The following is a 21,945-nucleotide window of genomic DNA, read 5'->3' as shown; positions in this document are numbered from 1 at the left end:
CTCCTGTCCGATCAATTTGCCATTCTGATGGTATCATTCTCTATAAGTGCTGTCAATGTGAAGTATCATAAAAAAATAGCCGATTTCCCATGAAAAAATGAGAACCGTGCCTGTATCGGCCTTCAAACAAACTTCCCTTGACAATTCTGGCGGATACATTTAATATAGTAAGCGTTTAGATTTACCCCAACAGACACGGAAAACCGCCTGTTTTTTCCGCGCGGTACGGCAAATTGCCTGCCATTCGCCCAAAACCGGGAACGGATACGGCGAATTTGGAAGCCGGCCCCTGTTGCCGGCAAATGCATCCAATCAAACGACCAGAGAATGAGAAAGGAGCCGCCGACCTATGGAGATCATCACCAGCAGACAGAATCCGCTGTGCACCCATCTCCGGAAGCTGGCGGCCTCTGCGTCCTACCGCCGCCAGCGGGGAGAATTCCTCTGCGACAGTCCCAAGCTGTTGAAGGAAGCTCTGCTGTGGGGGGCGGAGGTCCGCACCGTTGTGGCTACGGCGGGGGTAGACCTGCCGGAACTGCCCTTGGGTGTACGGCAGGTGGAGGTCCCGGCGGATGTAATGAAGTCCGTTTCGCCTATGGAGACCCCCCAGGGGACGCTGTTTACCTGCGCCATCCACACGGAGCCGCTGCCGGAAATGCTGGCGGGCCGCCGCTATGTGGTGCTGGACACCTTGCAGGACCCCGGCAATGTGGGCACCATCCTCCGCACGGCGGACGCCTTCCATGCCGATGGGATGTTTCTGGTGAACGGCTGCGCGGATCTCTATAACCCCAAGACCCTCCGGGCCACCATGGGAGCGGTGTTCCGCTGCCCGGTGTGGACGGTGGGGGCGGAGGAGCTGTCCGCTCTGCTGAAAAAGAGCGGCATTCCTCTTTACGGCGCGGCACTGCGGGAGGATACCCTGGACGCCCGTGCGGTGGATTACAGCCGGTGCGCCATTGCCATCGGCAGCGAGGGCCGGGGACTGACGGAGAGCGTACTGGCCCTCTGCGACCGGACAATCAAAATTCCTATGAGCGAGCACTGCGAATCGTTGAACGCGGCGGCGGCAGCCACGGTCCTGCTGTGGGAGGCCGCCCGGAATGACTGAGCGGGGAGGACGGGGGATATGCTGAAATATTGGGTATGGCTGTCGGAACTGAAGGGCCTGCGAAATCAGACCAAGCTGGCGCTGCTGCGCCGTTTCGGCGATCCGGAGAGCATTTTCTACGCCGATCCCGACGAGCTGATGCTGACGGAGGGGGCCGACCCCGGTCAGCTGAAGCTGCTGGAAAACCATGATCTCGCCCCGGCTGACAAAATTCTTGCCGACTGTCAGCGGCTGGATATTCAGCTTCTGACCTTTTCCGACGCCGCCTATCCCGGACGGCTGAAAAACATCTACGATCCACCGGCTTTGCTCTATTACAAAGGTAAGCTGCCGTTGCTGGACGATCTGCTCAGCGTAGCGGTGGTGGGTACCCGCGACTGTACGCCCTACGGCGTTGCCTGCGCGGAAAAGCTGGGCTTTGGTCTGGCCTCCGGCGGAGCCGTGGTGGTGAGCGGTCTGGCAAAGGGAATCGACGCCGCGGCCACCCGGGGCGCCCTCCGGGCCGGCGGGTTTCCCATCGGCGTGGTGGGCAACGGACTGGATGTCCATTACCCCTATGAAAGCCGCTATCTTTACGAGGATGTGGCGTCAGCCGGTCTGCTGCTGTCGGAGTACCCGCCGGGAACGGAACCGGCCTCCGGGCATTTCCCGGTGCGGAACCGCATCCTTTCCGGGCTGTCTCTGGCGGCCCTTGTAGTGGAAGCGCCGGAGAAAAGCGGCGCGCTGATTACCGCCGCCACGGCGCTGGAGCAGGGACGGGATGTCTTTGCCGTTCCCGGTCCTATCGATGCGCCCACCAGCGTGGGCTGCAACCGTCTGATCCGGGACGGCGCGGGGCTGGTAACAGATGCGTTCGACATTTTGCGGGAGTATGAGGGCCGCTTCACTTTGGATCTGAAAGAGGCGCGGGAGGAGCCGGAGACTCTGGGCTATCAGGCCCGGACGGTGCCGGAGCCGAAGCCTGTGGCCCCTGCCCTCAGCCTGTCCCGCGGCGATGTGGAGCTGACGGATGACCAGATCGCCATTTTGAAGGCCCTGTCCGATACGGAGCCGATGCAGGTGGATGACCTCACCGAGCTGGTGGACATCCCCACCCGTCGGGTGCTTTCTGCCCTGACGGTCCTTGAGATCGACCAATATGTGGTCCAGCACGCGGGCAAGCACTATACCCGCGCCGTGACCCTTACAGAATAAACGCGTTCCCGAGCACGATCAGAATATGAAAACGCGGCTTTTGAACAAAGCCGCCGGAGGTAACTATGGCAAAACAGAGCTTGGTCATCGTGGAGTCTCCTGCGAAGGCCAAAACCATTGGAAAATATCTGGGCAAGGACTATGAGGTAAAGGCCTGCATGGGCCATCTCCGGGACTTGCAGAAAAGCAAACTCAGCGTGGATGTAGACAATGACTTCGAGCCGGTCTACAAGCCCATCAAGGGGAAGGAAGCCATCATTTCCGACCTGAAAAAATCCGCTAAGGCGGCGGATACCGTGTACCTCGCAACCGACCCGGACCGCGAGGGCGAGGCTATCAGCTGGCACCTGAAAAGCCTGCTGGATCTGCCGGACAAGAAAACAAAGCGGGTCACCTTCAATGAGATCACGAAGAACGTGGTCCGCCAGAGCATCGAAAATCCCCGGGACATTGACCAGAATCTGGTGGATGCTCAGCAGGCCCGGCGTATTCTGGACCGGCTGGTGGGCTATCAGCTCAGTCCCCTGCTGTGGAAGAAGATCAAGCGGGGCCTGTCCGCAGGACGGGTCCAGTCTGTTGCCACCCGAATGGTGGATGACCGGGAGCGGGAGATCGAGAATTTCAAGCCGGAGGAATACTGGACGCTGGACGCCAACCTCACCGGCAATGACGTGAAAAAGCTGCCCTTCTCCGCCCGGTATCACGGGAAAAATGGCAAAAAGGCGGAGCTGAAATCCGCCGCTGAGGTGGAAGCCGTGGTAGAGGAGACGAAGAATGCTGTCTTTACCGTCAAGTCCGTGAAGCGGACGGATAAGAACCGTTCTCCCTCTCCCCCCTTTACCACCTCCACCATGCAGCAGGAGGCCAGCCGCAAGCTGTCCATGACCCCCCGCCGCACCATGGCCATTGCCCAGCAGCTTTACGAGGGCGTGGATATTGAGGGCGAGGGCACCGTGGGTCTGATCACCTATATGCGTACCGACTCTCTCCGCATCAGCGAGGAGGCCATTGCCGCCGCTAAGGAATTTATCGTGGGCCGCTACGGTCAGCAGTACTATCCCGCCAAGGGAGCCAATCACTATAAGGCCAAGGCCAGCGCCCAGGACGCCCACGAGGCCATCCGCCCCAGCAACGTGAACTGGACGCCGGAGATGCTGAAAAAGGACCTCACCGGCGAGCAGTACCGGCTGTACCGACTGGTGTGGAGCCGCTTTGTGGCCTGCCAGATGGCCAATGCCGTGTATGACAGCGTCTCCGTGGAGATCGACGCCGCGGGACACAGCTTCCGTACCAGCTCATCCAGTCTGAAATTCTCCGGCTACACCGCTGTGTACGAGGAGGGCAAGGACGATGATAAGGAGGAAAAGGAACCCACTCTACCGCCGCTGACGGAAGGGGAGACGCTGGACCTCAAGAGCTTTGGCCGGGACCAGCACTTCACCCAGCCTCCGGCCCACTATACCGACGCCACGCTGATCCGGGCCATGGAGGAGCAGGGCATCGGCCGTCCCTCTACCTATGCCCCCACGGTGTCCACCATTCTGGACCGTGAGTATGTGGTGAAGGAGGGCAAGTACCTCCACATCACCAATCTGGGCCGGGTCGTCACGCAGCTGATGGAGGAACGCTTCAGCGACATCGCCGACCTGAAATTCACCGCCAACATGGAGAAAAAGCTGGACGATGTGGAAGAGGGCACGGTGAACTGGAAGTCCGTGCTCCGGGATTTCTACGGCGATTTTGAGGAAAACCTCAAAAAGGCGGAGAAAGATCTGGAGGGCGTCTATATCAAGGTGCCTGACGAGGTCTCCGAGGAGATCTGCCCCGTCTGTGGGCGGAATCTGGTGGTGAAATCCGGCCGGTTCGGGCGGTTTTTGGCCTGCCCCGGCTTCCCGGAGTGCAATTTCACCATGCCTCTGGTGGTGGAGATGCCGGGCCGCTGCCCCAAGTGCGGCGGGCGGCTGTTCAAGCGCACCGGCACCAGCCGGAAATCCGGCAAGCAGTACACCTACTACTGCTGTGAGCACACCAACAACCGGGTAGCCGGCGGCGCGACCTGCGATTTCATGACGTGGGACGTGCCGGTGAAGGATGATTGTCCTGTCTGCGGCAAGACCATGTTCAAGCGGGCGGGCAAGGGCTACAAGCGGCCCTACTGCATCAATCCGGAATGCGCCAACTACCTACCAGAGGACAAGCGGGGCTATCCCAAGAAGCAGGTGGAGGCATCCGCCAACGCGGAGGAGGCCCCCGGCGAGAGCGACGCACCTGCTGAGGAAAAGCCCGCCAAGAAGACCGCTGCCAAAAAGACCGCAACCAAGACCGCCGCAAAGAAAACCACCGTGAAAAAGACCGCAAAAAAGGCGGAGGACGGCGACGCGGAAAAGAAACCCGCCGCTAAAAAGGCTGCGGTAAAGAAAGCGGTGGCCAAGACCACGACGAAAAAAACTACTACTAAAAAGACAACGAAAAAGGCCGAAACAACGGAGGAATGACCCCGTTCCGGCCAGGAGATAAAGGATTTTGAGCATGAACGTAACAGTCATCGGCGCGGGTCTTGCCGGCAGCGAATGCGCCTGGCAGCTGGCCCAGCGGGGAATTCAGGTAGAGCTTCACGAGATGAAACCGGAGAAAATGACCCCCGCCCACACAACGGAATACTTTGCGGAGCTGTGCTGCTCCAACTCCCTCCGGGGCGCGGGTCTGGAAAATGCCGTGGGCCTTTTGAAGGAGGAACTGCGGCGGCTGGACAGCTTGATCCTGCAATGCGCCGATGCCACCCGGGTGGAGGCTGGCGGCGCATTGGCCGTGGACCGTCACGGCTTTGCCAGACTGGTGACGGAGAAGGTCCGCAGCCATCCCAACATCACCGTGATCCCCGGCGAGGTGACGGAGATCCCGGAGGGGGAGGTCATTATCGCCTCCGGCCCCCTGACCTCCGACGCGCTGGCGGAAACGCTGCAAGGACTGCTGGGGGAGCACAGCGACCTCCATTTCTTCGACGCGGCGGCGCCGCTGGTGTCTGCTGAGAGCGTGGATATGGAACACGCCTGGATGGGCTCCCGGTATGATAAGGGCACGGACGATTATGTAAACTGCCCCATGAATCAGGAGGAATATGACGCCTTCTGGAAGGAATTGACCACCGCCCAGGAGGCGGAGGTCCACGGCTTTGAGGACAGCATGGTGTTCGAGGGATGTATGCCGGTGGAGGTCATGGCCCGCCGGGGCCATGACACGCTGCTGTACGGCCCCCTGAAATCCCGGGGTCTGGACGATCCCCGGACAGGCCGGTGGCCCTACGCCGTGGTGCAGCTGCGGCGGGACAACGCCGAGGGCAGCGTCTATAACCTGGTGGGCTTCCAGACCCATCTGAAATTCCCGGAGCAGCGGCGGGTATTTTCTATGATCCCCGCCCTGCGGAACGCGGAATTTCTGCGGTACGGCGTCATGCACCGGAATACCTTCCTGGATTCCCCCCGGCTGCTGGACCGGTATTACCGGCTGAAAAAGGAACCCCGCATCGCATTTGCCGGGCAGATGACCGGTGTGGAGGGATATGTGGAGTCCGCCGCCAGCGGCTTTTTGGTGGGCGTTGAAACGGCCCGCCGCCTGAAGGGACAGCCCCCGGTGGACTTCCCACGGGAAATGGCCATCGGCGCGCTGGCACTGTACATTTCCAACGAGTCTGTGACCCAGTTCCAGCCTATGAATATCAACTTCGGCATCATCCCGCCTCTTGACCACTTCGTCAAGGGCAAGAGAAATAAAAACGCCGAGATCTCCCAGCGGGCACTTGCCATCCTGGAGGAGAAAAAGGCCGACATTCTGGCCTGACCACCCGCAACACAGAAGAACAAACCCGCCGCCCGAACTGGACGGCGGCCGTCCCCCTGAAAGGAGGAACCTGCCAATGAAGATCATTTTGGACGCTATGGGCGGCGATAACGCCCCTCTGGCGGTGGTACAGGGCGCTTTGGAGGCCCATGCCCAGTGCGGCGCGGACATCGTGCTGGTGGGCCGTGAGGAGGACATCCGGGCCTGCCTGATCGGTCCCCTGCCGGAGGGCGTGGAGATCGTGAACGCTACGGAAGTGGTGGAAATGTGCGATGATCCCGCCACTGCCTTCAAGCGCAAAAAGGATTCCTCCCTGACCGTGGGCCTGACCATGCTGAAAAACGGGGAGGGAGACGCCTTCGTCTCTGCCGGCTCCACCGGTGCGCTGCTGGCGGGGGCCACCCTGCTGGTGAAGCGGATCCGGGGCGTCCGCCGGGCAGCCATGGGGCCTGTACTCCCCACCGCTACGGGCCGCGCCCTGCTCTGCGACTGCGGCGCCAACGCCGACTGTACGCCGGAATATCTGCTGCAATTTGCGTATCTGGGCAATTTTTACGCCCAGCGGCTCATGGGGGTGGAGAAGCCCCGGGTGGGCCTGCTGAACATCGGTGCCGAGCCGTCCAAGGGCGATACCCTCCGCCATGAGACCTACGCCCTGTTGGAGGAGGCAGGCCGGGAGGGCCGTCTGAACTTCATCGGCAACATCGAGGCCAACACCGCCCTGCTGGGCGGGGCGGACGTCATCGTGGCGGACGGCTATTCCGGCAATATCCTACTGAAAACCGTGGAGGGCGCCGCCAAGCTGCTGCTGGGCGAGATGAAGAAGGCATTCCTGTCCAGCACAAAGAGCAAGCTGGGCGCCCTGCTGGTCAAGGATAGCTTGGGCGATGTGAAAAAGCTGCTGGACCCCAGCGAGGTAGGCGGAACGCCCTTCCTTGGCATCAGCAAGCCTGTGCTGAAGGCCCACGGCTCCTCTGATGCCCGGGCCATCCGCAACGCCGTGTTCCGAGCGGTGGAATACGCCCAGAGCGGGATCATCGCGGACGTGGAGGCCCACATCGACGTGATGAAGGTGGAAAAGAACGGATAAAAGAGGGTTGCCCTCTTGACAGGGCTATGGGATTGCCGTATGATTGCTTCATGCTAAAAAGCAAATGAATTTTGAAATGTTTCATAGGAGTGAATTTAGTATGTCAGTTGATGAAATCTTTCAGACCATGCGGGATCTGGTGTCCGAGCAGTTTGCAATGGAGCCTGCGGAGGTGACCATGGATACTTCCTTCGAGGAGGATCTGGGCGCTGATTCCGTGGACCTGGTGGAGCTGGTCATGGCCATGGAAGAGGAATTTGATATGGGTGAGGCCAACGAGGACGAGCTGGCCGGACTCAAGACCGTGGGCGACGCGGTGAATTTTGTCGCTTCCAAGCTGAAGTAAAAAAGAGTGGCCCCGCCATGCGCGGGGCTTCCTTATGAGGTGAACGGGGATGCAGGAACTGGAGAAAAAATTAAATTATACCTTCCGGAACCAAGAACTGCTGCGGGAGGCGCTGAATCACAGCTCCTACGCGAATGAGCATCGCTCCCAGGGGCTTGGCAGCAACGAACGGCTGGAGTTTTTGGGCGACAGCGTGCTGGGCTTTGTGACGGCGGAGTATCTCTTCGACCGGCACCCGGACCTGCCGGAGGGGGATCTGACCCGGATCCGGGCAGCGCTGGTGTGCGAGCAGAGCCTTCACGAGGTGGCCCAGAAGCTGAATCTGGGCAGCTATCTGAAGCTGGGCAAGGGCGAGGAAGCCGGCGGCGGCCGCCATCGGGCCTCCATTCTGGCGGATGCAACCGAGGCTGTGTTCGCCGCCGTGTATCTGGACGGCGGCATTACCGCCGCGTCGGAGCTGATCCACCGGGTCCTGCTGGATGTGGAGCGGGAAGAGGTGGTGGAGGAGCGCCGCCGGGACTACAAGACCCTGCTCCAGGAGCACATCCAGCGGAAGGCCGGTCAGGAGCTGACCTACTGCATGGTGCGGGAGGAAGGCCCCGACCACGCTAAGACCTTCGTTACCGAGGTGCGGCTCAACGGCGCCGCCATCGGCGAGGGCAGCGGTCACAGCAAGAAGGAATCGGAGCAGATGGCCGCCAAGTCTGCCCTGGAAAAGCTGGACAATCAATAAGCGTAACGAAAACCACTACCCGGAGCAGATCGCTCCGGGTAGTGGTTTTTTGTATGGAACTTTCGTCAGGACAGCGGCCCGTTGCCCAATACCGTTCCCACCAGCGCCATTTGCTTTTCAGTGGGTTCGGCTCCGTCATACCAGGGGTCAAACCGGATCTCCACGAAGCGGTCGGCGTAGCAGAGCAGGAAATTCCCAATAGGCGTGTTGTCCTCCCGGATGAACCGGTAGGCGTCCAAAGCGCCCCAGGGGGCGGCGTCCACCGGCGTCCAGCTTTGGGAAACCGCGAATTTGAACCTACCGGGGATATTGTAAACCGTGTCCGTGAAGAAGGACTGCTTCACCGGCTCGTAAAGGCAGTTCAGCTTTACCTCATAGATCTCATAGAGCAATTCCGGGCCGTCCTGCTCGGAGATGCTGAACACGAAGGGCACTTCCTGCTTGTAAGTATATTCCGTCAGCAGGGGCGAACCTTGAATCTCCCGGTAACAGGAATAGTCCTTGTAGACTGTTTCTCCCACCAGGTCCTCCACCGTCAGGGGCAGGGGATCGTGATAGACGGTGTAGGTGTGCTCCGTGTCACCGGCGGGATAAGCGGGAGAAGTGCGGGTCTCCGCGTTGATATGGCCCTGGAGCGAGGGGGCCTTGGCAATGCGAAAGCCCGTCCAGACAAGACCGCCCATAAGGACAAGGGAGCCGATCACGGCGATCAGGATGTTAAACCCCATATTTGCTTCGGCGGAGAAGCCTTTTTTCTTCATAAGCTGACGGCTGCCGTTGACGATCAGCGCCAACAGCAGGGCATAAGCAAGACTTGCCGCAAGGATGATCAGGGTGGACGGACTGGGAGAAGAATTCAGCAGCGGGAGCGACAGAGCAAGGGTGACCGTAACAAGGAACCCCAAAATTTGCAAGATCTGCCACCATTTGCGGGTCCGGGGCGAGAGCAGGACGCCCTCTTCCTCGGCGGCGGTCCGGGCTTTTCGGCACCAGTGGTAGTAGCCGATCAGCTCCACGACGGCCTTGATGCCCAGCATCAGCCAGATGAGAACGGCCGACAGGGCGAAGCCCTGCGTCAAAAAATCCCGGATGGTGTAGGCGGAGCGGAATTGCAGCCAGAGCTGAAGCAGGGAACAGATCAGCAGGCACCAGTTGGCCCGGGCAGAGCCCTTCTTCATGGCGGCGCGGACATTTTCCACCTGCACCACAGGGTCCGTCTCAATAGGGATGGCGTCCGGCGCGGGATTGCGGAAGATCTGCATCTGATAGCGGTTGGTCACCAGCTCCCAGCCGGTGGCTTTGCACAGCTCCCAGAACTCCCGCTGCTCCGCCGGCGGCTCCGGGTCGAACTGGCTGGCCTTGGAAAAGTACACCACGGCGTAGCGCAGCTCTGCCGGTTTGCACCGCCGGTAGGTCCAGAACACGGACCCGGCCTTTTCCAGCTGCCAGCCCTGACGGGCCATGTCCTCCAGATGGCGGACGATCCCGGCGTGGTCATAGTAGGAATAGAGATTGATCTCCCATTTTTTCTGTCTGTCAAAAAGCTTCATGATTCGATCTCTCCTCTCCGGCCCATGTAGCCGCGGTAATCCTCCGAGAGAATTTGCAGCCGCTGGTATTCCTCAGCCAAGGCCTGTTCCCCGGCGGGGGTGATGAGATAGCTCCGCCTGCGGCCTTCGGTTTTTGTCTCCATGATCCAGCCGGCGGCCTGAAAGCTGTCCAGCAGGTTGTAGAGGGTGCCGGGGCCTACCGTCACCCGGCCCTGGGTGAGATTGGAGATGCGGGCCATCACGTCGGTGCCGCAGCACTCCTCCCGGAGGGTCAGCAGCACATAGAACATCTGCTCCGTCAGTGTTTGAAATTTCTCCCGGGCCACAGTCCCGCCTCCCTACTATCGATATTCGATATTTCTGTTTACAGTATACTATCGAATATCGATAATGTCAAGAGAAAGATGAAAAACCGGACTGCGAAAAGCAGCCCGGTTTGTAAAACAGAAAGGGAAGCGCCTCAGCGGACGCCCGCCAGCTTACCCTCCAGCCAGCGGTCGATGTCATCGTAGACTTGCTCCCGGCAATCCTCCTTCAAGACCTCATGGCGCAGCTCCGGGTAGAGCTTCACTGTCACGTCCCGCATCCCGGCCCGCTGGAACGCGGCAGCGGCCCGCTCCACGCCCTTGGAGCAGTCGCCCACCATATCCATGGCCCCGGAGATGAAGAGGATGGGGGTATGGTGGTTCATTTTGCGGATGTTGTCCTCCTTGCAGACGAAGCGGATGCCGGAAAGCATCTCCCGGAACAGCCCCGCCGAGGCGCTGCCCTGACACAGCGGGTCCTTCAGGTAAGCGTCCACATTGTCCGGGTTCAGGGACAGCCAATCCATGCTTGTGCGGTTGGGGGCGAAGCGGCGGTTGTAAATGCCGAAGGAGGCTTTTGTGGCCACGGCGCTGGGCCTGGACTCGCCGTTTCGCAGACATTCGGCGTTGATGACGGCCAGACTGGCCGCCGTGGATGCGGCGCTCATGTAGCCGGTGCCCATGATAATAGCACCGTCCACCGTGCCGGGATAGCGGATGAGATAGGTCCGGGTCAGGAAGGAGCCCATGGAATGCCCCAGCAGGAAATAGGGCAGGTTGGGGAATTGCCGGTGGGTCAGCTTCCGGAGCTGCTCCATGTCCTCCACCACCCAGTTCCAGCTGCCCTTGGGACCGAAGTACAGCCGGGGCGCGCCGTCAGAGACTGACAGGCCGTGGCCCAAATGGTCATTGCCCACCACGGCAAAGCCACGCTCTGTCAGATACCCGGCGAAGTCCTCGTACCGCAGCACGTATTCCGAAACGCCGTGGGCGATTTGCAGGACGGCCCGGGGTGCGCCCTCCGGCAGCCACTCCACGGCGTGAATGGCGGTTTTGCCGTCGGCGGACGGAAAGGTAAATTCACGTTTCACCATGGAAATTTCCTCCTGTGTATGATAAAATGCAGTTTATCATAGTGTAACACGCTTTTTTGAAAATTACCAGAGGAGGAAACCCAATGGAGACCTATATTGCCGCACTGGATCAGGGAACCACCACCTCCCGGGCCATTCTGTTCAACAGCCGGGGAGAGATCGTATCAAAGGCCCAATATCCCTTCCGGCAGATCTTCCCTCAGCCGGGATGGGTGGAGCACGATCCCATGGAGATCTGGGCCACCACGGTCCGGGCGCTGTCCGAGGCGGTGGACGCCGCCCACATCGACCCCAAGGCCATCGCGGGCATCGGCATCACCAACCAGCGGGAGACGGCGATCCTGTGGGACCGCCGGACAGGACAGCCGGTGTACAATGCCATTGTGTGGCAGTGCCGCCGTACGGCGGAGATCTGCGACCGGCTGAAGGCCGACGGCCTTGGAGAAACGGTGACGGAAAAGACCGGCCTGCTGATCGACGCCTATTTTTCCGGTACGAAGCTGAAGTGGATCATGGACAACATTCCCGGCGTCCGCCAGCGGGCGGAGCGGGGAGAACTGTGCGCCGGGACGGTGGACAGCTGGCTCATCTGGAACCTGACCGGCGGGAAGGCCCATGTGACGGACTATTCCAACGCCAGCCGTACCATGCTGTTCAATATCCATACCCTGCAATGGGACCCGGCGCTCTGTGCCGCGCTGGACATCCCCATGGACCTGCTGCCGGAGCCGAAGTCCAACAGCGAGGTCTACGGCCATCTGGCTTCCGGCTTGCCGGGATTGGAGGATCTGGCGGGCATCCCGGTGTGCGGCAGCGCGGGCGATCAGCAGTCCGCCCTGTTCGGACAGGCCTGCTTCACCCCCGGTCAGGCGAAGAACACCTACGGGACCGGATGCTTCACCCTGATGAACGTGGGCGATACGCCGGTGCGATCCCGCAGCGGCCTTGTGACCAGCGTGGGCTGGCAGGTGGCGGGGAAAACCGTCTACGCCTTGGAGGGCAGCGTGTTCAACGCAGGCAGCACCATCCAGTGGCTCCGGGACGAGCTGGGGCTGATCCAGAGCGCCCCGGAGTGTGACCGGCTGGCGGAGAGCGTGCCGGACAGCGGCGGCGTTGTGGTGGTGCCTGCCTTTACCGGCCTGGGCGCGCCCTATTGGGATATGTACGCCCGGGGCACCATCGTAGGCCTGACACGGGGCAGCACCAAGGCCCATATCGCCCGGGCGGTGCTGGAGTGCATCGCCTATCAGACCGCCGATCTGGTGCGGGTGATGAATGCCGACGCCCCCTGTCCCTTAACGGAACTGCGGGTGGACGGCGGCGCGTCCGTCAGCGATATTCTCATGCAGATCCAAGCGGATCTGCTGCGGCTGCCGGTGGACCGGCCCACTCAGGTGGAGACCACCGCCTTCGGCGCAGCGGCGCTGGCGGGACTGGCCGTTGGCGTGTGGAACGGCTTTGACGAGTTGGCAGCTCTGCGCCGAAGCCAGTGCGTGTTCCGTCCCCAGCGGGAAGAGGAAGCGTGTCTGGCGGATCTGGCCCGCTGGCATCGGGCGGTGGAGCGCTCCCGGAGTTGGATTGAAAACAATGTGTGAACGCTGTTGCGTTTTTGAAAAAAGGGAAGTATACTAAGGCCATGAATCATTCGGCTGGATAGACCGGCCGTGAAAGGAGCGTTTACGATGGCGTTTTTTGAGGAATTGGGCCGTAAGGCGAAGGATGTGGCCGCTGTGGCGGCTGACAAGGCCAAGGACGTGGCGGCTGTCGCCGCGGATAAGGCCCGGGAGACCACGGAAAAGACCAAGATCTCCGTGGCCATCGCCGGTGAGCAGCGGGAGATCGAGAAGAACTGCCGCCTGATCGGCGAGTGGTTCATCAACGAGTATGAGGGAGAACTGCCCGAGGGCGTTCAGGAACTGGCGGATGCCGTTGCCGCTTCCAAGGCCCGCATCGCGGAGCTGGAGGAGCAGAAGAACGCCATCAAGGTGGAGCACAGTGAAGTATCTGCGGCGGAGCCGGGCATGAAGATTTGCCCGGTGTGCGGCGCGGAGTCTGACAGTAAGTTCTGTCCCAAGTGCGGTGCTCCCATGGATTAACGCATATACAGAAAACCAAGGCCGTCCTATGGGCGGCCTTGGTTTTTGCACGGAATCGAGGAATAGCCTAAAGTGTTGAAGCACTATCCAACGTATTCCACGTGGAAAAGACAAACACGGCAGGAATGTCCCCCCACTAAGGCTTTGTGGAAAAAATGAGCCGCATAAGCGGTAAAATCACGGAAAAGCCGGTCGAAATCCGTCAAAAATTGAACAGAAGGCCGCTTCCTTATCAAGAAAAAATGTGTTACTATTTAAACCATAAAAATGTGGACTGCCGGGCAACGCCGGTTTCCCACTAAGGAGGAGTCCAAATGCTTTCCAACAACATCGATCGGACGCCGGAGGGAGTCCTGACCTTCGCCGGATATGACGTGACCCAACTGGCCAAGGAGTATGGCACCCCCCTCTACCTGATGGACGAGGCGCGCATCCGGGCCAACTGCCGGATGTATCTGCAGGCGTTCCGTGACCATTTCGGCCCCGGCTCTCTGCCACTGTACGCCAGCAAGGCGGCGTCCTTCAAGCAGATGTACCGCATCATGGCGGAGGAAGGCATGGGCGTGGACGTGGTATCCTCCGGGGAACTGTACACCGCTCTCAGCGCCGGCTTCCCGGCGGAGCGGATCTACTTCCACGGCAACTGCAAGACCGATGCGGATCTTGCCTATGGCGTCAGTCAGGGCATCGGCTTTTTTGTGGCGGACAACCGGGAGGAGCTTTTAGCGCTGGAAAAGACGGCGGCAGAGGCCAACGTCACCCAGAAGATCCTTCTGCGGGTAACGCCGGGCATTGACCCCCACACCTACGAGGCCGTCAGCACCGGAAAGGTGGACTCCAAGTTCGGTGCGGCGGTGGAGACCGGTCAGGCCATGGAACTGGTGAAGCTGGCTCTGACGCTGCCCCATCTGGACCTCCGGGGCCTGCACTGCCATGTAGGCTCGCAGGTGTTCGGAGAGGATGTGTACCAGCGGACGCTGGATATCATGGTGCCCTTCCTGGCATCCATCCGGGAGGAGACCGGCGTGACGCTTTCAGATCTGAACCTTGGCGGCGGCTACGGCGTCCGCTATACCGCTGAGGACGAGGCCATTAACATTCCCGCCCGTCTGGCGGAGCTGGCGGCCCATCTGAAGGAGGAAACGGAACGGCTGGGCCTGCCCATGCCCCGGTTCCTGATGGAGCCGGGCCGCAGCATCGTGGCGGACGCGGGGATGACGCTGTACACCGTGGGCTCCGTGAAGCGCATTCCCGGCTATAAGCAGTACGCGGCGGTGGACGGCGGCATGACGGACAACCCCCGCTACGCGCTCTACCAGTCCCGCTACACTGTCTATCACGCCTATAAGTCCAGTTCGATGGAGCGGTTCGATGTGGTGGGCCGCTGCTGCGAGAGCGGGGATATCATCCAGCCCGGCGTGGAGCTGCCGGGAGACACCTGCCGGGGGGACATTCTGGCGGTGTGCACCACCGGTGCTTACAATTACTCCATGGCCTCCAACTATAACCGTCTGCCCCGCCCTGCCGTGGTGATGCTGACCCCGGACCGTATTTACGAGGCGGTCCGCCGGGAGACCTTCGCGGACCTCACGGCACTGGACCTGTAAGCAGGTTTGTTGACAGGCCGAGGGGCGGCCAGTATAATGTGGGCTGTAAGGCTGGCAATCGGAAATCAGAAGAGAGTCCTTACGGACTCTCTTCAGCGTGTCGAAAAAGTCTTTTCTCCCCGCTGAGCCAGTTTTCAGAACTTTATAAAAGTTCTGAAAACTAAGGATTTCAATGGCGCAGGACACCCTTCTTGGGTTTCCCGCGCACACCCTTCCTTTCCGTTGCGGAGAATCTACCTCTTTATCGACAGCCTCAAGAGAGTCCTTACGGACTCTCTTCCTTTATTGTAAATCAGGAGGAACTGTATGAAATTCCGTCGCTTTTCTGCATTTTTTCTGGCGCTGCTGTTGGCGGCGCTGTGTGCGCTCCCTGTCGGTGCCGTGGCCGAAGGTTGTACTCAGGAGACGAACGTCACGACCATCCTGTTCACCCACGATCTCCACTCCCATTTCCTCCCCCAGCCCACGGCGGAGGGAGGGGAGAGCGGTGGCTACGCCCGGCTGAAAACCGTCATCGACGGGGAACGGGCGATGAATCCGGACGCCCTGCTGGTGGATGGCGGAGACTTTTCCATCGGCTCCCTGATCCAGACCCTTTACACCACGCAGGCGGCGGAGCTGCGGACCATGGGAGCCATGGGTTACGACGCCGTGACCATCGGCAACCACGAGTTTGACCACAAGGGCGTTGGCTTCGCGGAAATGCTGAATTCCGCTAAGGCTGCTCAACAGGCGGCGGTGGGACTACTGCTGGTGGATGCCCGGCCGCTTGAGAATATGGACGCTTACAGAGAGCGGTTCGGCCCTGTTACCCCTGTACTGCCGACGCTGTTAGAGGCCAATTATGCCCCTGCCGATGATAACCCCGACCGGGCATTCATCCGGTCCGCTATGGAGGACTATGGCGTGACGGACTGCATGACGCTGGAACGGGGCGGCGTGACCTACGGTCTGTTCGGCTTGATGGGGGTGGATTCCGATGAGTGCGCCCCCACCTCCGGCTTCACCCGGACGGACGCCGCCGAAGCGGCCAAGCGCTGTGTGGAGACCCTAAAGGGGGAGGGGGCAGAGATCATCGTCTGTCTGTCCCACAGCGGCACCGGGGATTCGCTGGCGTCCTCCGAGGATGAGGAGCTGGCCAAGGCTGTGGACGGCATTGACGTGATCGTCTCCGGACATACCCACTCCACACTGGCGGAGCCGCTGGTGGTGAACGATACCTATATCGTCTCCAGCGGCCCCTACTGTCAGAATCTGGGCAGCCTGACCTTCTCGTGGGACGATGGCGGAGAAAAGCGGCTGCTGGATTACCGCCTGATCCCCATTGACGAAACGGTGGCGGAGAATCCGGAGATCGCCGGGCTCGTGGAGCAATGGAAGGACATGGTGGGGGAGACGTATCTGGCCCGGTACGGCCTGACCTATGACGAGGTGCTGACTCATTCAGACTACGATCTGAACACGCCAGCGTCCGCCGTGCAGGAGAACAATGGCCTTGGAACGCTGGTGTCCGATGCTTTTTTGTGGGCGGATCGTACCCTGAACGCCGCTTATGCCGACAGCCCCCATACGGTCTCGGTGACGGCCGACGGCGTTCTCCGGGCCAACCTGCCCGCAGGAGATCTGACAGCTGCGATGGCCTTTGATGTGCTGTCTATGGGCGTGGGGGAGGACGGCACCTCCGGCTTTCCGCTGGTGGCAGTGTACCTCACCGGCAAGGAACTGAAGGCCGCCATGGAGGTGGACGCCTCCGTGACGCCCATCATGCCTGCGGCCCAGCTCTATATGTCCGGAGCCAAGTACGCCTTCAACACCAAGCGGATGTTCTTCAACCGGGTCTACGATGCGGCGCTGACGGATGTGACCTTCGATGAAAGCGGCACGGGAAATGCCTATGAGATCGACGATAACGCCCTCTACCGGGTGGTGACGGGGATGTACTCCGCCCAAATGCTGGGCACGGTGAAAAGCAAATCCATGGGGCTGCTGTCCCTGGAGCCGAAGCAGGCCAACGGCACTCCGGTGACAGATTTTGCCGACTGTATTCTCTACGATGCAAATGGTAATGAATTGAAGGAATGGTACGCGCTGGCGGCGTATCTGGAGCAGTTCGGGGAGGATGGCCTCCCTGACCGCTACGCCGACCCCGCCAACGGCTGCAAGCAGGTGTCCGACAGCTTCGCACCGGGACAGCTTTTGGCCGGTTGGAACGGGATCACGTGGGTGGTGCTGGGGATCGTACTGCTGATTTTGGCCTTGATCCTCCTGTTGATTCGCTCCCTGCGCCGCCGATCCGGCGGAAAAAGCCGACCCCGGTGAACTGATGGAGCATTGAATGAAACCATCCCCGGAATACATGGCACTCCGGGGATGCGTGACTGTCGATAAAGTGGTAAATTCTCCGCGACGGTAAGGTAGGGCAGCCGTTAGCGGCTGTGCCGCTTTACGGATGCTGCATACCCCTTGCGGGTGAAAGGTGTGCGCGGGACTGCGCCCGCAGGCGTGTTTCGGAGCGCAACCGCCGCAAGGCGGCTCTTAGCGCGGAGATAACCCAAGAAGGGGAAACGGGCGAAGCGCCGCCAGTGGCGGATGAAGCGAGCCTGTTTCGAGGAAGGCTCCCGTTTTCCGGGCGTCTTGCGCCCGGAAAACGATTAGGCCGGCAACGTATTTCTTTGCCATTGAAATCCTAAGTTTTCAGAACTTTTATAAAGTTCTGAAAACTTGCTCAGCGGGGCGAAAAGACTTTTTCGGCACGATGAAACCCCCGCCCAATTTTGGGCGGGGGTTTGTTTATCCAATTTTGGAAACAGGGGGCGCAAAGCTATTTTCGTTTTCCTTGGCTAAGTAACTGATGATGTCCCGCCGGGTGACGATGCCGATGAAATTATCCAGATCGTCGATGACGGGAATGAAGTTCTGATTCATGGCGCTTTCCAGCAGCGCGTCCATGGTCACGGTGATGCGGACCGCCGGGTATTTGCTGCCGATGATGTCCCGGACCCGCAGCTCCTCCGCCTTTTTCATGGAGGGATCGTCGGTATCTAACAACCGCCAGAGGAAATCCCCTTCGCTGACAGTGCCCACATACCGGCCGTCCCGGGTGATGACGGGGATGGCGGTATAGCCCCGGTTACGCATCTTTTCAAGACCTTGGCGGAAGGTAAAGTCATCGTACAGATAGGCGATCCGGCTTTTGGGAAGCAGAAAATAGGCAATGTTCACGCTGAGTGCTCCTTTCCATTTACGAACGCCGACAGCGGCGGAACCGTTCCTTTTCTCTATATACAGTATACAGGAATCCATTGTCGATTTCTTGAACAATGTATGAAATTTAAAAAAATAGTCCTTTTCTTTTCGGCAAGGACCTGCTATGATAAAAAATAGTGATAAATGCAACAAGGAGGCGCTGCGATGCTGACAGCCCAGGAATTGAAAACCAGTCCGCTGTTCCATGACATCAGCTATGAGGAATACCGCCGGATGCTGACCTGCTTTCAGGCGGCCCAGCGGTCTTATGTGCCGGAGGAACAGGTCTATGATTTTACATCCTCCCGGACGGACGCAGTAGGCATTGTGGAGCGGGGGCAGGTGTCCCTGATCCGGATCGACGAGGCGGGCGTGGCGACGGTGCTGGAGGACATGGGACCCGGCGGCGTGTTTGGCCGCCATCTGGCCTTTGCGGGCTTTGCGGCGGACAGTCTGGAGGTGGTGGCCCGCACTGCCTGCGACATTCTGTTCATCGACAATTCCTGCATATTCAAACGTTGCGAGAATGCCTGCACCCACCACAGCACGTTGGTCTACAATATGATGAACCTGCTCAGCAATAAGACCCGTTCCCTCAGCGAGCGGGTGGACGTCCTGTCCCGGCGGTCCATTCGGGAAAAGCTGCTGTGCTATTTCCGCCAGCAGACGGAGAAGAGCGGGGAGGATGTGTTCACGCTGCCCTTCTCCCTGAGTGTTCTGGCGGACTACATCGCCACGGACCGCAGCGCCATGATGCGGGAGCTGCGGCATTTGAAGGAGCAGGGGATCGTCTGCACCGACGGGCGGCAGATCCGCCTCTTGGAGGAGCGTCCGACAGCTTGAATATGTGACGCGGGGCAATCCTAAAATGAATACCCAGTCTTACTTCGCGTCCTATCGACTTCAAAAAATTCTTCTCAAACGGGCGGGACTGTGGTATCATACAGGCAGAGATATGAAAGGGCGGGTGGCGTTATGCGCAAAGTGCGATGCTATGAGTGCGGTAAGACCTACGATTATGATACCGATGATTTCTGTCCGAAGTGCGGCGCGTTCAACCAGCCGCCCAAGTCCACCACCATCGACGCCAACGGCGCGGTGATCCGGGTGGACGGGATCAATGAGCGGGGCCATGCCGGGTCCTTCGTCCATGAGGAGCTGCATGAGGAGAACCGGGAACGCAAGCGCATGGGCCTTTCCAAGGGCACCCGCCGGACGGCGGCTGCGGCGCCACAGCCGTCTGTGCAGAGAACCGCATCCCGGCAGAGCGGAAGACAAAGCGGGAAAGCGCAGCCTGCGGTGGGCAAGCTGATCTTCTGGATTTTTGCGGCCATCATCGGGCTGAATATCCTCAGTTCTTTAGTCGGACTTTTGCTGATGTGGTGACGGGTTTCCACCCGTTTGGGTGAGAAATGCCGGAGAACCGGAATCAGAAGGGGGCGTGTCCCTGTGAACGTGATTTTGATAATGAGTGCCTTTTGGGTCATATACGGAATCGCCGGCATATTGGGTTTTCAGATCATCCGAAGCGAATACAGAGGGCATGACTGGACGAAAGCCTATGTTCGCTTGCTGGGCGTATCGTGGCTGATGCTGGGTGTCCCGTGGCTGTTGTTCAATCGGATAGCGGTGCATACGGCTGCGAATATCGGGACAGGTTTGCTCTGTATCATTTTGCTTGCGCTGGCCATGCCATCCATTGTGTTTACGTTTTTTATCGACAAAAAATACAGAAATATCCTGAAAAACGAGTAAAAAGACACCGCCTTATGTTTCGTGAGGCGGTGTTTCTTTGACCCTGCACGAAACCGGAACAAACTGACCTTGAGTGAGCAAGGCTGTCCTTTTTTGTCTGCGTTCCATGATTTTGACAGCGGTATTTTTCCGCCCCGTGCGCAAACTATCCCTGAATACGGAAAGAAAGAGCGATGGGGATGCAAAAGCTGCTGTCAATTTTTGTTTATCTGATTTTGCTGATTTTTTTAGAGTCGGCGGCGGAGGTGACGGGGGTACCGGCCTCAGCCCCGGCGGAACTGCCGGAGGAGCCGAACTATGTAGCTCTCACCTTTGATGACGGTCCCCGGCGGGGCACCACCGCCCGGCTGCTGGACGGCCTCCGGGAGCGGGGGGCCAGCGCTACCTTCTTCTTAGTGGGGGAGCGGCTGGCGGGGAACGAGGATCTGGTGCTGCGGATGCAGGCAGAAGGGCATCAGGTGGGGACCCATACGTGGAGCCATATCCGCCTGGACGGTACGGCTCCGGCGACGCAGCTCCGGGATATTCAGGCGGCGCAAAACGCAGTCTGTAAACTCCTGGACACGGATAGCTGCTGGCTGCGACCGCCCTACGGCCTCATTGATCCGGCGGTCCGCACCGGCGTTACGGTGCCTATGGTCCACTGGAGCGTGGACCCTCGGGACTGGGAAAGCCGGGATACGGCGATGGTGGTCCGCTCTGTTTTAAAGGACGTACAGCCCGGCGACATCATTCTGCTGCATGACATCTACCCCTCCTCCGTGGAGGCGGCGCTTCAGATCGTGGACGCGCTGGAGGCGGAGGGGTATTGGTTTGTTACGGTGGAAGAGCTTCTGGAGCTGAACGGCATCCAGCCGCAGGCAGGGGCCATGTACCGGTCCGGGCGGGTGTAGCTCAGTACTGCCGCACCACGGCTACCACTTTGCCCAGGATCTGGGCGTAGGTGCCGTCGATAGGCTCGTAATCGTCATTTTCCGGCAATAGCCAGATATGGCCGTTTTTCCGGGAAAACCGTTTGACGGTGGCCTCGTCATCAATCATGGCCACCACGATCTCCCCCTGATTGCAGGTCTGCTGCTGCCGCACCACCACCAGATCGCCGGGGAGAATTCCCGCGTTCAGCATGGATTCGCCCCGGACCCGCAGGGCGAAGTGAACGTCCCCGGGATGCCCGGTGTGGAAGGTGAGGTAGTCCTCGATGCACTCCTGAGCCAGAATGGGACTGCCGGCCGCCACATTGCCCACGATGGGCACCCGGTCCGCCGGTTCCTCCGGCTCCGGGACGGACGGCGCGGCGGGATGGGTCAAGGTGATGGCCCGTCCTTTTCCGGCACCGATCTCAATGACACCGGCATCCGCCAGCTTTTTCAGATGGAAGTGGACGGTGGAGGGGGACCGCAGGCCCACAGCCTCGCCGATCTCCCGGACAGACGGGGGATACCCCTGCGTCTGGATGCAGGCGGCAATATAATCATAGATCCTCTGCTGCATGGCAGAAAGCATGAAATGACCTCCATTCTATTGGCAGCTTCCGGCAGCTGCGCCGGAGCAATGTATCTTACTGTCAGTATACCATAGTTTTTCTCAAAATGCAAACATTTGTTCTATGGATAACGAGAGACTTTGACAGATATTTTTTGTAAAATGGACTTGAAATAGGGACAAAGCTATGGTATTATAAACTTCTGTAAGATGATTTTCTGCGCCTGTGCGCGAATGAATGTTCGGAGGTTGTCCACTATGAAGACCGTTGTTACTATTTTGCAGCTGCTTTGCGGCCTTGCTATCATCCTGATCGTGCTGTTCCAGTCCGGCAAGAGCCAGGGCCTGTCCGGTGCCATCGGCGGCGTGGCTGATTCTTTCCTGGCCAAGAACAAGGCCAAGACCATCGATGCCAAGCTGGCTCGCGCTACCAAGTGGTTCGGCGCCGTGTTCCTGGTGCTGACCATGATCCTGCTGATCCTGAACTAAAAACGGAAAC

Annotated in this window: 21 protein-coding genes; 16 read left to right on the top strand and 5 right to left on the bottom strand. The window is 59.7% G+C overall.

The genetic code is table 11. The annotated features are described in order from the left end of the window. The first annotated feature begins 349 nt into the window (after positions 1–349). The 7 genes from H8Z83_RS11335 (at position 350) to rnc (ending at position 8,311) form a co-directional block, all read left to right on the top strand. On the top strand, positions 350–1,111 hold the full coding sequence (locus tag H8Z83_RS11335) for a TrmH family RNA methyltransferase (protein ID WP_187015129.1): 762 nt from the start codon (positions 350–352) through the stop codon (positions 1,109–1,111). A gap of 18 nt (positions 1,112–1,129) precedes the next feature. After that, complete coding sequence (dprA, locus tag H8Z83_RS11330; protein WP_187015128.1) at positions 1,130–2,305, top strand: DNA-processing protein DprA; 1,176 nt, start codon at positions 1,130–1,132, stop codon at positions 2,303–2,305. Positions 2,306–2,370: 65 nt separating this feature from the next. After that, entirely contained in the window at positions 2,371–4,800 is a 2,430-nt protein-coding gene (gene topA, locus H8Z83_RS11325; RefSeq protein ID WP_187015127.1) for a type I DNA topoisomerase, read from the top strand. 34 nt (positions 4,801–4,834) lie between these two features. Beyond that, the gene (gene trmFO, locus H8Z83_RS11320; protein ID WP_187015149.1) at positions 4,835–6,142 is read left to right on the top strand and encodes a methylenetetrahydrofolate--tRNA-(uracil(54)-C(5))-methyltransferase (FADH(2)-oxidizing) TrmFO; all 1,308 of its coding nucleotides are present in this window, start codon (positions 4,835–4,837) and stop codon (positions 6,140–6,142) included. 76 nt (positions 6,143–6,218) lie between these two features. Next, entirely contained in the window at positions 6,219–7,232 is a 1,014-nt protein-coding gene (gene plsX, locus H8Z83_RS11315; RefSeq protein ID WP_187015126.1) for a phosphate acyltransferase PlsX, read from the top strand. Between the two features lie 100 nt (positions 7,233–7,332). Further along, positions 7,333–7,578, top strand: a complete 246-nt coding sequence (gene acpP / locus H8Z83_RS11310; RefSeq protein ID WP_187015125.1) for an acyl carrier protein — start codon at positions 7,333–7,335, stop codon at positions 7,576–7,578. A 49-nt stretch (positions 7,579–7,627) separates the two neighbouring features. Beyond that, positions 7,628–8,311 carry a ribonuclease III gene (rnc, locus tag H8Z83_RS11305; protein ID WP_187015124.1) on the top strand — a complete coding sequence of 228 codons (684 nt, stop codon included), beginning with the start codon at positions 7,628–7,630 and terminating at the stop codon, positions 8,309–8,311. 65 nt (positions 8,312–8,376) lie between these two features. On the opposite strand, the gene H8Z83_RS11300 is transcribed toward rnc, so the two are convergent. The 3 genes from H8Z83_RS11300 to H8Z83_RS11290 form a co-directional block, all read right to left on the bottom strand. Continuing rightward, positions 8,377–9,861, bottom strand: coding sequence for a DUF2812 domain-containing protein (locus H8Z83_RS11300; protein ID WP_187015123.1), 1,485 nt, complete (start codon positions 9,859–9,861; stop codon positions 8,377–8,379). Beyond that, on the bottom strand, positions 9,858–10,187 hold the full coding sequence (locus tag H8Z83_RS11295) for a helix-turn-helix transcriptional regulator (RefSeq protein WP_187015122.1): 330 nt from the start codon (positions 10,185–10,187) through the stop codon (positions 9,858–9,860). Before H8Z83_RS11295 ends, H8Z83_RS11300 begins: the two co-directional genes overlap by 4 nt. Positions 10,188–10,321: 134 nt before the next feature. Continuing rightward, positions 10,322–11,260 (bottom strand): alpha/beta fold hydrolase, encoded by a 939-nt coding sequence (locus tag H8Z83_RS11290; RefSeq protein ID WP_187015121.1) that lies wholly within the window; start codon positions 11,258–11,260, stop codon positions 10,322–10,324. An 83-nt stretch (positions 11,261–11,343) separates the two neighbouring features. Between H8Z83_RS11290 and glpK the strand changes: the two genes are divergently transcribed. The 4 genes from glpK (at position 11,344) to H8Z83_RS11270 (ending at position 17,282) form a co-directional block, all read left to right on the top strand. Continuing rightward, on the top strand, positions 11,344–12,855 hold the full coding sequence (glpK, locus tag H8Z83_RS11285) for a glycerol kinase GlpK (protein ID WP_187015120.1): 1,512 nt from the start codon (positions 11,344–11,346) through the stop codon (positions 12,853–12,855). An 87-nt stretch (positions 12,856–12,942) separates the two neighbouring features. Continuing rightward, on the top strand, positions 12,943–13,356 hold the full coding sequence (locus H8Z83_RS11280) for a zinc ribbon domain-containing protein (protein WP_187015119.1): 414 nt from the start codon (positions 12,943–12,945) through the stop codon (positions 13,354–13,356). A 314-nt stretch (positions 13,357–13,670) separates the two neighbouring features. Next, positions 13,671–14,963: a diaminopimelate decarboxylase gene (lysA, locus tag H8Z83_RS11275; protein WP_187015118.1), complete on the top strand. Its 1,293-nt coding sequence runs from the start codon at positions 13,671–13,673 to the stop codon at positions 14,961–14,963. Positions 14,964–15,269: 306 nt separating this feature from the next. Continuing rightward, positions 15,270–17,282 carry a bifunctional metallophosphatase/5'-nucleotidase gene (locus H8Z83_RS11270; RefSeq protein ID WP_187015117.1) on the top strand — a complete coding sequence of 671 codons (2,013 nt, stop codon included), beginning with the start codon at positions 15,270–15,272 and terminating at the stop codon, positions 17,280–17,282. Between the two features lie 471 nt (positions 17,283–17,753). Here the strand turns inward: H8Z83_RS11270 and H8Z83_RS11265 are convergent, their stop codons facing one another. Beyond that, the gene (locus H8Z83_RS11265) at positions 17,754–18,185 is read right to left on the bottom strand and encodes a CBS domain-containing protein (protein ID WP_187015116.1); all 432 of its coding nucleotides are present in this window, start codon (positions 18,183–18,185) and stop codon (positions 17,754–17,756) included. Positions 18,186–18,374: 189 nt separating this feature from the next. Here H8Z83_RS11265 and H8Z83_RS11260 point away from each other — a divergent pair, with 189 nt between their 5' ends. The 4 genes from H8Z83_RS11260 to H8Z83_RS11245 all read left to right on the top strand — a co-directional run bounded on the left by H8Z83_RS11260 (position 18,375) and on the right by H8Z83_RS11245 (position 20,857). Then, positions 18,375–19,052 (top strand): Crp/Fnr family transcriptional regulator, encoded by a 678-nt coding sequence (locus H8Z83_RS11260; RefSeq protein ID WP_187015115.1) that lies wholly within the window; start codon positions 18,375–18,377, stop codon positions 19,050–19,052. Positions 19,053–19,184: 132 nt separating this feature from the next. Further along, entirely contained in the window at positions 19,185–19,595 is a 411-nt protein-coding gene (locus tag H8Z83_RS11255) for a hypothetical protein (protein WP_187015114.1), read from the top strand. Positions 19,596–19,658: 63 nt separating this feature from the next. After that, entirely contained in the window at positions 19,659–19,964 is a 306-nt protein-coding gene (locus tag H8Z83_RS11250) for a hypothetical protein (protein WP_187015113.1), read from the top strand. Between the two features lie 179 nt (positions 19,965–20,143). Then, positions 20,144–20,857 (top strand): polysaccharide deacetylase family protein, encoded by a 714-nt coding sequence (locus H8Z83_RS11245; protein WP_187015112.1) that lies wholly within the window; start codon positions 20,144–20,146, stop codon positions 20,855–20,857. A 1-nt stretch (position 20,858) separates the two neighbouring features. Here the strand turns inward: H8Z83_RS11245 and lexA are convergent, their stop codons facing one another. Continuing rightward, on the bottom strand, positions 20,859–21,467 hold the full coding sequence (lexA, locus tag H8Z83_RS11240) for a transcriptional repressor LexA (RefSeq protein WP_187015111.1): 609 nt from the start codon (positions 21,465–21,467) through the stop codon (positions 20,859–20,861). Between the two features lie 237 nt (positions 21,468–21,704). On the opposite strand from lexA, the gene secG reads away from it, so the two are divergent. Next, positions 21,705–21,935 carry a preprotein translocase subunit SecG gene (gene secG / locus H8Z83_RS11235; RefSeq protein WP_187015110.1) on the top strand — a complete coding sequence of 77 codons (231 nt, stop codon included), beginning with the start codon at positions 21,705–21,707 and terminating at the stop codon, positions 21,933–21,935. The last annotated feature ends 10 nt before the right edge of the window (positions 21,936–21,945 follow it).

Source organism: Dysosmobacter segnis (genome assembly GCF_014297285.1).
Taxonomy (GTDB): Bacteria; Bacillota; Clostridia; order Oscillospirales; family Oscillospiraceae; genus Oscillibacter; species Oscillibacter segnis.
The sequence above is the reverse complement of the archived record's forward strand: the minus strand, read 5'-3'. Positions and strand labels throughout refer to the sequence as shown.

Bases quoted from the DNA above. Each gene is read 5' to 3' on its own strand.
- H8Z83_RS11335 (WP_187015129.1), top strand. From the start codon at position 350: ATGGAGATCATCACCAGCAGACAGAATCCGCTGTGCACCCATCTCCGG.
- dprA (WP_187015128.1), top strand. From the start codon at position 1,130: ATGCTGAAATATTGGGTATGGCTGTCGGAACTGAAGGGCCTGCGAAAT.
- topA (WP_187015127.1), top strand. From the start codon at position 2,371: ATGGCAAAACAGAGCTTGGTCATCGTGGAGTCTCCTGCGAAGGCCAAA.
- trmFO (WP_187015149.1), top strand. From the start codon at position 4,835: ATGAACGTAACAGTCATCGGCGCGGGTCTTGCCGGCAGCGAATGCGCC.
- plsX (WP_187015126.1), top strand. From the start codon at position 6,219: ATGAAGATCATTTTGGACGCTATGGGCGGCGATAACGCCCCTCTGGCG.
- acpP (WP_187015125.1), top strand. From the start codon at position 7,333: ATGTCAGTTGATGAAATCTTTCAGACCATGCGGGATCTGGTGTCCGAG.
- rnc (WP_187015124.1), top strand. From the start codon at position 7,628: ATGCAGGAACTGGAGAAAAAATTAAATTATACCTTCCGGAACCAAGAA.
- H8Z83_RS11300 (WP_187015123.1), bottom strand. From the start codon at position 9,861: ATGAAGCTTTTTGACAGACAGAAAAAATGGGAGATCAATCTCTATTCC.
- H8Z83_RS11290 (WP_187015121.1), bottom strand. From the start codon at position 11,260: ATGGTGAAACGTGAATTTACCTTTCCGTCCGCCGACGGCAAAACCGCC.
- glpK (WP_187015120.1), top strand. From the start codon at position 11,344: ATGGAGACCTATATTGCCGCACTGGATCAGGGAACCACCACCTCCCGG.
- H8Z83_RS11280 (WP_187015119.1), top strand. From the start codon at position 12,943: ATGGCGTTTTTTGAGGAATTGGGCCGTAAGGCGAAGGATGTGGCCGCT.
- lysA (WP_187015118.1), top strand. From the start codon at position 13,671: ATGCTTTCCAACAACATCGATCGGACGCCGGAGGGAGTCCTGACCTTC.
- H8Z83_RS11270 (WP_187015117.1), top strand. From the start codon at position 15,270: ATGAAATTCCGTCGCTTTTCTGCATTTTTTCTGGCGCTGCTGTTGGCG.
- H8Z83_RS11260 (WP_187015115.1), top strand. From the start codon at position 18,375: ATGCTGACAGCCCAGGAATTGAAAACCAGTCCGCTGTTCCATGACATC.
- H8Z83_RS11255 (WP_187015114.1), top strand. From the start codon at position 19,185: ATGCGCAAAGTGCGATGCTATGAGTGCGGTAAGACCTACGATTATGAT.
- H8Z83_RS11245 (WP_187015112.1), top strand. From the start codon at position 20,144: ATGCAAAAGCTGCTGTCAATTTTTGTTTATCTGATTTTGCTGATTTTT.
- lexA (WP_187015111.1), bottom strand. From the start codon at position 21,467: ATGCTTTCTGCCATGCAGCAGAGGATCTATGATTATATTGCCGCCTGC.
- secG (WP_187015110.1), top strand. From the start codon at position 21,705: ATGAAGACCGTTGTTACTATTTTGCAGCTGCTTTGCGGCCTTGCTATC.